Source organism: Pseudomonas sp. G166 (assembly GCF_037027455.2).
In the GTDB taxonomy this organism is placed as follows: Bacteria; Pseudomonadota; Gammaproteobacteria; order Pseudomonadales; family Pseudomonadaceae; genus Aquipseudomonas.
Genome location: NZ_CP146985.1, coordinates 3,321,975 through 3,335,905 on the forward strand (window position 1 = coordinate 3,321,975; position 13,931 = coordinate 3,335,905).

2 protein-coding genes (1 of these 2 only partly in view) are annotated in these 13,931 nt (G+C 66.4%); both read right to left on the reverse strand.

The window, feature by feature from the left end:
- The gene (locus SGN16_RS14415) at positions 1-1,317 is read right to left on the reverse strand and encodes an MFS transporter (protein ID WP_210638715.1); all 1,317 of its coding nucleotides are present in this window, start codon (positions 1,315-1,317) and stop codon (positions 1-3) included.
- A protein-coding gene (locus tag SGN16_RS14420; RefSeq protein WP_335944804.1) for a non-ribosomal peptide synthase/polyketide synthase crosses the window boundary here: on the reverse strand, positions 1,307-13,931 show its 3' portion. The gene runs 5,177 nt beyond the window's last position; only the last 12,625 of its 17,802 coding nucleotides appear in the window; its start codon lies beyond the right edge, outside the window — the gene reads right to left on this strand; the stop codon is at positions 1,307-1,309. Before SGN16_RS14420 ends, SGN16_RS14415 begins: the two co-directional genes overlap by 11 nt.

The following is a 13,931-nucleotide window of genomic DNA, read 5'->3' on the forward strand; positions in this document are numbered from 1 at the left end:
TCAGCCAGGTTCGGCCACGACCTGGGTGGATGCAACCCACCCAGGCTCAAGCCGACGAAACGGTGCGATGGTCAATCCCAGGCCGGCCAGCAGTACATACAGCAGGCCGGCGACTGCAAAGAGCAAACTCAAGCCGCCGACCTTGCCGATACCGAGCACGGGGGCCAGCCAGGCTTGCAGCTCGCTGCCTTGGCTCATCAATGGAATCGCCCAACCGTCGGCCAGCGCGCCCGCGCCCAGCGCCCCGAGCGGCAGGGCCAGCAGGCAGACGATCTGCCGGGCTGACAGTACCCGACCGAGGATGGCGTTGGGCAGGCTGCGCTGCCAAAAGCTCTGGTCGCTGCTGGTGCTCAGTGAAAAGCAGCCAAAGGCGACGAATGCCGCCGCATACAAAACCACCGGCGAGGTACTGATACCTATGCCCAGGATGCTGACGCCGAGCATCAGGTCCGCGAGCAATACCGTGCGGATCAATCGCTGTGGTGGACGGGCGACCACCCACAATGAGCCGCCCAGCATGCCCAGGCCGCCGCAGGTCATCAGCGTGCCCAGCACCAATACCGAATAACGTTCCAAAACCATGGGCGCCAACAGGACCGAGGCCAGCCCGAGCATCAAATGCTCGACGCCCAGGTAGGCAAGCAACGCGCAAAACGCCGGACGCCCGCGCAGCACCGCCAAGACGGGTGCCAACCCGCCCACGGCCACGACACGCTCCTGGCCGGTGGCGCGCACCGCCGTCGCCACCCAGGCGAGCCAACCGAGCACGCCGGCGGAAAACAGCACCGCACCGACATCCAGCAACAACAGTCCAGGAACTCCAACACTGCCCAGCAACAGGGCCGCCAGGGTGGGCGCGATCAGTTGCGGCAAGCCGACCATCAGTTGCATCAGGCCGTTGGCCCGGCCAATCGCTTGCGCACTGCTCAAGATTCGCGGGATCGCTGCCTGGCAAGTGAGCATGCGCATGACCTGGCCACTGGAATTGACGGCGGCAAAGGCATACACCTGCCACCGTTCCAGCTCGCCTTGCTCGAACAGCCACCAGAGGATCAGCGCCGCGAAACCGCTGCCGGCCTCGACGCCGAGCAGGATCGCCCGCGCCTCGCAGCGGTCCACCAACCAGCCCGCCACGGGCGCCAGGAGCAGTCCCGGCAACGCAGACAGCGCGATGACCAGGGCGTAGTCCGTCACACTGGCGTGTTGCTGCAACAACCAGATGCCCAGGCTGAAGGCTGCAAGGGCCGACCCCAAGGTCGAGACGACCTGACCCGCCCACGCCCATACCCAGGGCCGCACCGAATGCTCAATTTTCATGGGTTTGAAACGCCTCCAGCGCGGGCCAATAGTGTTTTAGGTACTCGGCCAAGGTCCGTGCCGCAGGCGCTTTGAGAATCGACAGGTGATCACACCCTTCAAGCACGTGGCGCTGACAGTCCCCGGCGAATGCCTCCCAGCCATCCTCGGTTTCGCCATGACCTCGCCCGGCCTTGAACACTACCACGGGGCCCGGATAGACCGATGCCGGTCGATAGTCTTTCGCCAGGTTGGCGTAAAACACCCGCAAAGGACCGCGCAACGCATCGGCACGGGCTTGCGCGGGCATCAAACCGACGGCTTGCATGCGCGTCAGCAATCGGGCGCATTGCTCGTCCGGTTCCAGCTTGGCCAGGCTGTCGACGTCGAGGCCCAGCTCACACCCGGCCTCCATCTCCAGCAACGCCACATAGTGCGCCAGGGCCCCACGCGAATCACTGGCCAACCGCGTGCCAGGCGCGCGACTGTCGAGCACCAGCACCGGTGCCACCCCAGTACCCTCAGCGTGCAATTGGCGGGCGACTTCAAAGGCCAGCCAGCCGCCAAATGAGTGCCCGAGCAGGTAGTAGGGACCGTTCGGAACCTGCGCGCGGATTTCCCGCACATAAGCGCTGGCCGCAGCCTGCACCGAGGCATGGGGCTCGCGCTGGCCGTCGGAACCACGGGCTTGCAGGCCGATCACCGTCAATCGCGGGTCCAGTTGCCGGACCAGGGGCACGAAGCTGGCGACATTCGCGCCGGCGCCGGGGATCATGAACAGGCAGGGCGCGTTCGGCGCGCCGGTTTGCAGGACCAGGCTGACGCGCGCGCCCGACGGACCGGCAGGGGGCTGCTCGGCTCGCGCCAGCGCCTGCTCCAAGGCCTGCGCCAGCCGTTGCAAATGCTCGGGGTCGCGCATGATCGACCAGTGATCGCCCTCGATACGCTGCTCGACCAGCTCGGCCCCCAGCAGCGCGCGCCAATCGGCTGCCAGATCTCGCGAGTCACTTCCCCCAGGGCCTGCCGATGTGGCGCGGAACAGGTGCACGGGCAGGCCTAGCGGCGCCGGCCGATAGCGAACCATGGCATTGCGCAGGTTCAGGTTGAGACGGGCTCGGCGGCTCAGCTCCTGGCGGTCGAAACCGGCTGGCAGCCAACCCCGTGCCTGGGCCGCAGCGATCACCGCGTCCAGATCGAGCCCGGCATGCCAGGTGTCTTGGGCAGGGTCATCGGCGCTGTCGCCGACCCGGTGGTGCGCCAAGTACCCGATCAGTTGCTGGCGCAGGCCGGCTTCGTCGAAGCTCAGCGCCAACGGTGCGGCGCGCAGGGCGCCCGGCTGGCTGCTGTCGATCAGCCCGAGGAACGCTACCGGGCAATCCTCGCCCAGCAGTTGGCGGGCCATTTCATAGGCCAGCACGCCGCCCGCCGACCAGCCGGCGAGCTGATAGGGACCGTGCGGTTGGACCGTGCGCAGCAGCTCGATGTAGCGTCTGGCCAAGGTCGTGTTGTCGACGCCGTCGTCCAGTTCGGCGGCGGCCTGCACGGCATAGATCCCCCGTTCCGGGTCCAGATGCTGCGCCAGCCGGACGTACGGCAACGCCTCGCCCGTGCCTTCATGGATGAAAAACAGCGGCGCGCGCCCCGGCGAACCGGCGCGAATGCACAGCAGGCCTTGGGCCGCGACGCTGGCAACGTCCCGCGTAACGACCTCGCGGGCCAGCGCGGCGAGGCTTTCAGCGCTGAACAGGGCGCCGATGGCCACATCCATTCCCTGCGCGCGCAAGCCGTCGAGCAGTTGCACGAGCAGCAACGAATGCCCGCCCAGGGCGAAGAAGTTGTCGTCACGACCGATCTGCTCGATGCCCAGCAGTCGCGACCAGAGTTGCGCCAGTCGCGTTTCCGTGGTGCCGCGTGGCGCCGCATAAGGATGCTGTTGCAAGGCTTGCTGATCGGGAGCCGGCAGGGCGCGCCGGTCAAGTTTGCCGTTGGCGGTCAAGGGCCATTGCTCCAGCTGCACATAGGCGCTGGGCAACATGTGCGCTGGCAATTGTCCGGTCAGTGCTGAGCGCAATTGCCCAGGCTCCAGGTGCCGGCCCGGCTCGGCCAGCAGATAGGCGACCAGGCGCGCATCGCCGGGATCGTCCTGGCGCGCCAGCACCACCGCCGAGCGCACGCCGTCCAGGGCACTCAGCCGGGCTTCGATTTCGCCCAGTTCGATGCGGAAGCCACGCACCTTGACCTGCTGGTCATTACGGCCCAAGTAGTGCAAGGTTCCGTCGGCGGTCCAGCGTGCCAGATCGCCGGTCTTGTAGAGACGCTCGCCTTGGCCGCCGAGAAAGCGCGCCGGCTGGAAGCGCTCGGCATCGAGCGCCGGTTGATTCAGGTAGCCGCGCGCCAGGCCAGGCCCGGCGACATACAGCTCGCCGACCACGCCGCGTGGTACCAGTTCGCCGTGGGCATCGAGCAGGTAGACCTGCAAGTCCGGGATGGGCCGGCCAATCGGTGCCAGCCCGGCCTGGGCATGGCAGTCGGTGGCTTCGATCGGCTGGTAGGTCACATGCACAGTGGTCTCGGTGATGCCGTACATGTTCACCAGGTGGGTAGCCTGGCTGTCCGGCCGTTCGAACCAGGGCCGCAGCGCGGCGGCATCCAGGGCCTCGCCACCGAAGATGACACAGCGCAACCGATGGGGTTCGGCGCGGGTCTGTTTCATCCAGGTATAAAAGGCGCTAGGGGTCTGGTTGAGCACGGTGACGCCGGCGTCCACCAGCAGGTGGTAGAAATTCTCCGGGCTGCGCGAGGTCAAGTAGGGCACCACCACCAACCGGCCACCGTGCAGCAGCGCACCCCAGATTTCCCACACCGAGAAGTCGAAGGCGAAAGAGTGGAACAGGGTCCAGACGTCCCGGTCGTTGAAGCCGAACCAGGCGTCGGTAGCGCTGAACAGCCGCATCACCGCGCGATGCTCGATCATTACGCCCTTGGGCACGCCGGTCGAGCCCGAGGTGTAAATGATGTAGGCCAGGTCCGTGTCACTGGCTCGCGGATCGGCTGCCAGGTCAATGCTGGACAAATGCCCCCATTCACCGGTGTCCGGGTCCAGGGATACCACTGCGCACGACGCGGGGATCTGCAGCGTCTCAGGCAACGCAGTCAGGGTCAGCAGGACCCGTGGCGCACTGTCGTCGAGCATGAAGTTCAAGCGCTGCGCCGGGTAGACCGGGTCCAGCGGGACATAGGCGCCTCCGGCCTTGAGCACCGCGAGTATGCCGATGAGCATTTCGATGCCGCGCTCGGCGTGGATCGCCACGCGGCTGTCCGGGCCGACATCCAGGTCGCGCAGGCGATGGGCCAGGCGATTGGCCCGCTCGTTGAGCGCCCGGTAGCTGAGGGTCAGGTTCTCGTATTGGAGCGCAACGGCGTCCCCACGACGTGCGACCTGGGCCTCGAAACGTTGGTGCAATCGTTCGCCGCTCGGGGCCGCCAGCGCCAGCGCCGGATTGAAGCCATGCAGCAACTGCTCGCGCTCGGCCGGGCTGAGCAGGTCAATGCGGGTCACGGTCCGGCGATCGTCGTCGACCATGGCCCGCAGCACGGCCAACAGCGCCTGCCAGTGACGGGCCACGGTGTCGGCATCGAACAGCGCGGTGGCGTAGTTGAAGCCACCCTCGATGACATCGCCCGCTTCATGGACATCCAGGGCCAGGTCGAACTTGGCCGTGCTGACCGGCGCGCCGACGCTGTGCAATTGCAGTCCGTTGCCCAGATCGAGGTTGCCCTGTGGAGCGTTCTGCCAGGCCAGCATCAGTTGGAAAATCGCGTTATGAGCCAGCGAACGCGGCGGATTGAGCGCTTCGATCACTTGCTCGAACGGCAGGTCCTGATGCTCTTGGGCGGCCAGCGCCAGGCCCTTGACCTGGGCCAGCAGCGCACTCACCCGGGGCGCGTCGCCCAGGTCGATGCGCAGGGCCTGGAAGTTCACGAAGAAGCCGATCAGCGGCTCCAGCTCGACCCGGTTGCGGTTGGCGACAGGTGAGCCGATCACCACCTCCGCCTGGCCCGACAGCCGACTGACCACCACGGCCCAGGCCGCCAGCAAGGTCATGTACAAGGTGGTGCCATGGCGCCGTCCGAGGGCCTTGAGCCCGTGGCTCAGTTCGGCATCGATGCGCACCGGCAGGCTCGCCCCGGCGTAGTCCTGTCGAGCCGGACGCGGACGGTCGGTAGGCAGGGTCACGCAGGTCGGCGCGCCGTCCAGGTGGGCCTGCCAATAGGCACGTTGGCGTTGCAATTCGTCCGCCTGCAGCCATTGGCGTTGCCACAGCGTGTAATCGCCGTACTGGCGCGCCAGGGGCGGCAAGGGATCGACCTGATCCCGGCTGAAGGCTTGGTAGAGACGGGAGAACTCGTCGGTGAGTACGCCCATGGACCAGCCGTCCGAGACCAGGTGATGCACCGTCACCAGCACGACATGATCGTCGACATCCAGGCGCAACAGGCGTGCGCGGATCGGCCACTGACAGGTCAAGTCGAACGGTCGGCCGGCTTCCTCGGCGCACAGCACCTGCCAATCCGCCGCGCCGGGCGCGCTCAGGTCTAGTACGTCCAGGGCCAATGCCCGTGGTGGGTCGATCACCTGCCGCGCTTGGCCGGCAAGGCTCACGAACCGGGTCCGCAGGCTTTCGTGGCGCGCCACGATACGATCCAGGCTGCGGCGCAACGCCTCGATGTCGAGCTTGCCGCGCAGGCGCAAGCCCGCCGGCATGTTGAAGGCGGCTGTCGAGTCCGGGTTGAGTTGCTGGATCAGCCAGAGGTTTTGCTGGGCGAACGAAAGTGGCAGGGGTTGGCTGCGGTCGGCTTCCTGCAACGGTTCCAAGCGACTGCGCCCGGCGTCGGCCAGCACTGTCGCAAACGCGTGCAGGCGCGGTTGGGCGAAGACCGCCGAGAGCGGCACTTCCAGGCCCAGTCGATGGCGCACTTGTGCGAGCAACCGCAATGCCAGCAGCGAGTGTCCGCCCAAGGCGAAGAAATCGTCTTCGCGACCGATGGATGCGACACCCAGCAACTCGCTCCAGATCGCCGCCAGGGTCATCTCCAGCTCGCCCTCGGGCTGGCTGTATTCCGTTTGCGCAAACGCCTCGGGGGCTGGCGCCGGCAAGCGTTGGCGATCGACCTTGCCATTGCTGGTCAGCGGCAGGGCATGCAGTTGTACAAAGGCGCTGGGCAACATGTACTCGGGCAGGCGCTCACTCAGTTGGCTGCGCAGGTCCAGCGGCGACAAGGTCTGCTCGGCGCTGAAATAGGCGACCAGGCGCGGGTCGCCGTGGTCCGCCGGCAGCACGACGACCACCGATTCGCGCAGCCCGGGCAATTGATCGAGGCGGCTTTCCACCTCGGCCAGTTCAACCCGATAACCGCGAATCTTCACTTGGAAGTCATTGCGCCCCAGGTACTGCAGCGTCCCTTCGGCGGTCCAGCGGGCCAGGTCGCCGGTCTTGTACAGGCGCGCGCCGGGAGTGGCGTCGAACGGGGGCTCGATAAACCGCTCGGCGGTCAGCTCGGGACGGTTCAAGTAGCCTTGGGCCAGGGCCACGCCGGTGACATGCAGTTCGCCGACAGCGCCCTGGGGCACCCATTGGCCATGGGCATCGAGCAGGCACACCTGGGTGTTGGCAATCGGCCGTCCGATCACCGGTACGTCCGGCCATTGGTCCGGATCGTCGGGCAGGGTGTGGGTACACACCACATGGGTTTCGGTCGGGCCATAGTGGTTGTGCAGGCGCGCGTGGGGATGGTGCCTGAACAATGTGCGTAACGCGCCGGTGATGCGCAGCGCCTCGCCCGCGACAATCACGTCCCGCAGCATGGGCAGTTCAAGCGGGGCGTCGGCCCAGCTGTCGGCCATCGCTGCCAGGGCGATATAGGGCAGGAACAAACGCTCGATACGCGCCTGGCCGAGCCAGCGCGGCAGGCTCGCGAGGTCCAGGCGCTGGGCTTCGTCCAACAGCACCAGGGTACCGCCGCTGCCCAGGGTGGAGAACACCTCCTGAAACGCGACATCGAACCCCAGCGCGGCGAATTGCAGGGTACGAGCCGGGCCGGGCAATGGCTGCTCGGCCTGCCAGGCCAGCAGGTTGCTCAACGCCAGATGGCCCATGGCGACCCCCTTGGGCAGGCCGGTGGAGCCGGAGGTGTACATGACATAGGCCAGGTCATCGGGGCTCGGTTGCCCGAGCGATGGCGCGGAGGGTGCCTGCATCGCCGTTGCCGCCAAACGCACCGACAGCGGCGTGCAACGGTCGCTGCATTGCAACGCTTCGACGCGCTGCGCATCCCACAGCAGCAGGCACGGCTGGCAATCCTCGATGATGCCTTGCCGGCGTGCGAGGGGCTGACTCGGGTCGAGCGGCACGTAGGCCGCACCGGTCTTGAGGGTGGCGACCATGGCCAACACCATCTCCAGGCTGCGCGGCAGATGGATCGCCACCCGTTGGCCGGGTCCCGCGCCCAGCTCGATCATCTGCCAGGCCAGGTGATTGGCCTGGCGATCGAGCTCAGCGTAACTCAGCCCGCGCCCATGCAGTTCGACCGCGATGGCGTCGGGCTGCAACAGCGCCTGGCGCTCGAACGGCTGGTGTACCCAGCCGGCCTGCGGGTAGGCGGTTGGCGCCGGGTTGAGGCCGTGCAGCAGATGCTCGCGCTCCCGGGCATCGACCAACGACAGGCGGGCCAGCGGTTGGCGGTCGTCGGCGCACAGCTGGCGCAACACGTTGACCAGGTAGCGCCAATGCCGATGCACGCTGGCGGCATCGAACAGCGCAGTAGCGTAGTTGAGCCCGCCGACGATGCGCTCCTCGGCCTCATAGAGTTCCAGGGACAGATCGAAAGGCGCAGTGACCTGGTCGGCGGCCAGACTGGTCAGGCTCAGGCCATCGAGGTCCAGCGCGCTGCGTGGGGCGTTCTGCCAGGCGAACATCAATTGGAACACCGGGCTGTGTGCCAGCGAGCGGGGTGGGTTGAGGGCTTCGACCACATGCTCGAACGGCACGTCCTGGTGCGCCTGGGCCTGCAGCGCGTGCTCACGCACCTGGGCCAGCAACTGGCTGACGTCCGGTTGCCCGGCCAGGTCGATGCACAGCGCCTGGGTGTTGACGAAAAAGCCAATCAACGGCTCGACTTCGCTGCGTGTGCGGTTGGCGACCGGGGTGCCGATCACCACGCGTTCCTGACCGGCCAGGCGCCCGACCACAATCGCCCAGGCCGCCAGCAAGGTCATATACAGCGACGTGCCATGGCGGTGACTCAGGTCCTTGATCGCAGCGCTGGTCGGCTCATCGAGCGTGACCGTCAACCGCGCACCGGCGAAGTCCTGGCGGGGCGGCCGTGGACGATCGCTGGGCAGGTCGACCCGCTCGGGCGCGTCGCGCAGGTGTTCGAGCCAATAGGCCAACTGCTCGGTACGACGCTCGCCGGCCAGCCAATCGCGTTGCCAGGCGGCATAGTCGGCGTATTGGATCGCCAGGGCCGGAAGCGGATCCGCCGCGCCCTGGCGGAACGCTTTGTACAAGGTCGACAGTTCGTCGATCAGCACCCCGATGGACCAGCCGTCGGCGATGATGTGGTGCAGGGTCACGTGCAGCACGTGGCAGCAAGGGTTCTGCCGCACCAGCAGCACCCGTAGCAACGGGCCCTCGCTCAATGAGAACGGCCGGGCAGCTTCGCTGGCCATGACTTGTTGCAGGCGGGCCGGGTCGCTAGCGTCCAGCGCTAGGCAGGCGAACGCCAGGCGCGGCTGCGCGTCGATGACCTGGCGGACTTCCGCGTCCTGCTCGATGAAACGGGTCCGCAGTACGGCGTGGCGTTCGACGATGCGCGTCAAGGCGTTGCGCAGCGCCGCTTCGTCCAGTTCGCCATCCAGGCGCAGGGCGCCGCTGATGTGGTAGGCGGCGCTCGCTTGCTCATCCAGGCGGGCGATGAACCATAGACGTTGCTGGGCAAACGACAAGGGGCGCGCAACGCTCTGCGGCAGCACCGTGATCGGCGCCAGGGCGCTGCGCGTCGCATTGCCCATGACGCTGGCCAGCGCGGCCACGGTCGGGTGCGCATACAAGGTTGCCAGGGGCAATTCCAGCCCCAGGCGCTGGCGCACCCGGGAGACCCATTGCACCGCCAGCAGCGAGTGTCCGCCGAGTTCGAAGAAATGATCATGACGCCCCACCTGGGCGACGCCCAGCAGGTCGCGCCAGATCTCGGCCATGAGCGTTTCCTGTTCACCGCTTGGCGCTTCATAAGCCTGGGCGGTCCAGGCGTCTTCGCCGGGCACCGGCAAGGCGGCGCGGTCGAGTTTGCCGTTGGGGGTCAGGGGCAGTGCGTCCAGGGGTATGACCAGCGCTGGCACCATGTACCCCGGCAAGCGGCTCGCCAGGGCCTCGCGCAGCGCCGTTGGCGTCAACGGCGCTGCGTCCGCCGTCGCCACGGCATAGGCCACCAGCGCGGGCTCGCGACCATTACGCTGGACCGCCAGCACTGCTGCGGCGGCCACGTGTGGAAGCGCGAGCAGAGCCGCTTCGATTTCCCCCAGTTCGATGCGAAAACCACGAATCTTGACCTGGAAATCGTTGCGCCCCAGGTAATGCAACTGGCCGTCGGCGTCCCAGAAACCCAAGTCGCCAGTGCGGTACAGCCGCGCCGTCGGCTCGGCACTGAACGGGTCGGGCAGGAAGCGCTCGCGGGTCAGTTCGGGCCGCCGATGGTAGCCACGCCCCACGCCGGCCCCGCCGATATACAACTCGCCAGTCACGCCCACCGGCAATGGTTGCCCCGCGTCATCCAACACGTGCACCTGAGTATTGTCGATGGGCCGGCCAATGTGCGGGACAAAGCCGCGCGCGCGGTCCATCGAGGCCCAGGTCGAATAGACCGTGGTCTCGGTCGGGCCATAGAGGTTGTTGACCTGGTGCACCGCGCCATGGGCGAACAGTCGCTCGACCAAGTGTCGCGGCAGCGCTTCGCCGGCGAGGTTGACGGTGCCCAGCGAGTCCGGCAGCGCATCGGCGCGCAGCAAGGCGTCGACGGCCGACGGCACACTATTGAGCAGGCTCAGGGCGGGACGGTGCTCGAGCAGGGCAAGGGCGTCGTCGACCAGTTCGAGGGTGCCGCCGCAGGACAACGGCGCGAAGCATTCGAACACCGACAAGTCGAAGTTGATCGAAGTGCTGAACAGGCTGTGGGCAAGGGTTTCAGCGCTAAAGCTACGCAGGGCCCAGTCGAGGAAATTGCGCGCGTTGCGGTGTTCGATCATCACCCCCTTGGGTTGCCCGGTAGAGCCGGAAGTGTAGATCATGTAGGCCAGGTGGCTGGCCTCCAACGCCACAGCCAACGGCGTCGTGTCGCCGGTGTGCAACGCCTCGTCGACATTGAGCCGCCGGCAGGTAGCGGCGAGGGTGAGGCCCAGCGGCGCGTCGCCCATCGTCAGCACTGCCACGGGGGCACTGTCGTCGAGCATGTAGGCCAGGCGTTGAGTCGGGTAGGCCGGGTCCAGCGGAACGTACGCGCCGCCCGCCTTGAGCACCGCAAGCAGCGCGACGATCAATTCCGGACAGCGGCGCAAGTGAACACCGACCCGTGCCTCGGGCCCGACACCCAGTGCTTGCAGTTGCCGAGCCAGGCGATTGGCCTGGCGGTCGAGCTGTCCGTAGCTGAGCACGCGTCCCTTGCAACGCACCGCCTCAGCCTCCGGAGTCAAGCGAGCCTGTGCTTCGAAGTGCTGGTGCAGCAAGGCACGTTCGGGTTGCGTACGCTGCGTGGCGTTGAAGCGAGCCAAGCGCTGATGCTCGTCCGCCGGCAGGACGTCGAGGGTTTGGGCGAGCTGTTGCGCGTTGTGATCCAGGGCTTCGACCAGGCTGGCGAGGGCACGGTGCAGGAAGGACCAGACCCGTTGCGCCCCCACCGAACCGGCAATTTGCGCAGTCACGCTGAAGCCTTGGCCAAGGTCGTCCACCGAAACGGTGAAGGGATAGTTGGTGCGTTCAGCGCTGCTCAACACCTGCATGCCCTCGACACTTTGGTGTGGCGTGTCTTCCAGGCTGTAGCGAAAATTCAGCAGTGCGGAAAACAACGGCGTGCTGGCCGGCACGCCACTGCAGCGCTGGGCCATGGTCAACGGTGCGTGCTCATGTTCGAGCAACCCCAGCAAGGCCTGATGGGTGCGTTGCAGGCTGTCGCTTACCGAGCTCTGCGCGAAGCCGATACGCAACGGTAAGGTATTGATGAAAACCCCCAATGCCTGATCGGCGCCTTGCACGCCTTGCAAACGACCGAGCAAGACAGTGCCGAATACCACGTCGGCGCGTCCGGTGGCCTTGCCCAATACCAGCGCCATGGCCAGGTGAAACAGACTGGCAACACTCACCTGATGGCGCCGCGCCGCCTGGCGCAGAGCGAGCGCCAGCGTTGGGTCCAGCGACCCGTGGGCTTCGTCGATTTCGCCGGTATTTTGCACATCCAGCAGGCCAAACGGGGCGGTGGGTTCGCTGACGTCGGCGAGCATGGTTTGAAAAAAAGTCTGCTGCCGGGCGCTGTCCTGGCCGCGCCGGGCGTGCCCGACGAAGGTCCGGAACGGCACTGGTGCGCACAACTGCGCCGCGCGGCCCTGCTGGATCAGCACGATTTCCTCGACCATGCGTTCCAGGGTGGTGTGGTCCAGCACCAAATGATGGTGCAAGACCTGCAGCAACCAACGTTGCTGGCCGGCGTCGAACGCCTTCACCACCCGTAGCAGCGGCGCCTGGCGGATGTCCAGGCGCCGTTGCCGGGGATTGGTGTGGGCCTGTAGTTGAGCGAGCGCATCGGCTTCGGTAATGCGCAGGATCTCGATGGGCAGCGGCGCCTCCCGCCAGACCACCTGCACGGGTTGCTCCAGGTCTTCCCAGGCCAGGGCGGTGCGCAAAATGTCGTGGCGGGCGATGACTTGTTGCAGCGCCAGGCAAAAAGCGTCCAGTCGAGCTTCGTCGCTGAAGGCCAGGGTGGTGTGCAGCAGGTAGGTGTCGCCTTCGTCCTGCAACAAATAGTGAAAGAACAGGCCTTCCTGCAACGGCGCCAGGGGATAGATGTCCTGCACGTTGGCCGCGCCGCCCTCGACGCTGGCGACGATGCGGTCGATCTGCGCCTGGGTCAATTCCACCAACGGCAACAACTCAGGCGTGACGTGGGTGCAGCCCAACGGCAGGGACGCTCCCAGTACCTCGGGATCATGGCTGGGGGGCGTTTCGCGGTGCGCCAGCGCCGTGGCCAGTGCAGCGATGGTGGGCGCACCGAACAGGGTGCGAACATCAATGGCCCAGTCTTCGGCACGCATGTGTTCGACCAGTTGCACCGCCAGCAGCGAGTGTCCACCGAGGGCAAAGAAGTTGTCCTGGCGTCCCACGTGCGGCACGCCAAGGACCTCGGCCCAAAGCTCGGCCAGGCGGGTTTCCACTGGCCCTTGCGGCGCTTCGTAGCGTTGCTGGGCGAAATGATTTTCAGCGGGCTCGGGCAAGGCACGACGGTCCAGTTTGCCGTTGACGGTCAGGGCAAAACTGTCCACCTGGACGAAGGCCGCGGGCAGCATGTAGTCCGGCAACACGGCGGCCAGGCGCGCGCGCAACTCGCTCGGTTCCTGGGTCGTGGTGGCGGTGAAATAGGCCAGCAAACGTTGCTGGGCGTCGGCCAGCACCACGGCTTCGCTCACCTCGGGCAAGGCCTTGAGCTGCGCTTCGATCTCGCCCAGTTCGATGCGAAAGCCACGGATCTTGACCTGGAAGTCGTTACGTCCCAGGAACATCAGCACACCGTCGGCGCGCCAGCGAGCCAAGTCGCCGGTGCGATACAGGCGTGAGCCCGGCTGGAACGGGTTGGGCACGAAGCGTTGTTCGCTCAGTTGCGGCTGGTTCAAGTAGCCCAGGGCCAACCCGTCACCGCCGATGTACAGCTCGCCAGCGACACCGATGGGCAGCGGACGGCGCTGTTCGTCGAGCACGTAGACCTGGGTGTTGCCGATGGGTTTACCAATCGGAATATCGCCGTTCAGAGCGTCTTCAAGGGTGATGCGGTGGGTGGTGGCAAAAGTAGTGCTTTCGGTCGGCCCGTAGCCGTTGAGCAGGTGTTGGGGCGGCGAATGACGCAGCACCTGGGCGATGCGCCGAGGGTCGAGCACATCGCCGCCGACCATCAGGTAGCGCAGGTTGCGAAACGCCGGGGCCAAGGGTTCGGCAAACTGATGAAAGAGCCCGGCGGTGAGCCACAGCACGCTGACTTCATGGTGCAACAGATGTTCATTGAAGCGCGCAGCGTCGAGCAGGGTGTCGCGTGGGCAGACCACCAGGCAGCCGCCGTTGAGCAATGCACCCCAGATCTCCAGGGTACTGGCATCGAACGCCGGGTTGGCGGCCAGGGCAATGCGGTCCTGGGCGTTGAACTCGGCGAAACCGTTGTTGCGTACCAGTCGGGTAACCGCACGGTGGGGTACTTGCACGCCCTTGGGCGCGCCGGTGGAACCGGAGGTGTACATGACGTAGGCGGTCGCTTCGGCAGACACCGAAGGATGTTGGCGCGGCGTGGCGAGAGAACCCTGTGCCAGGGCATTTTCCCAGGCTGCC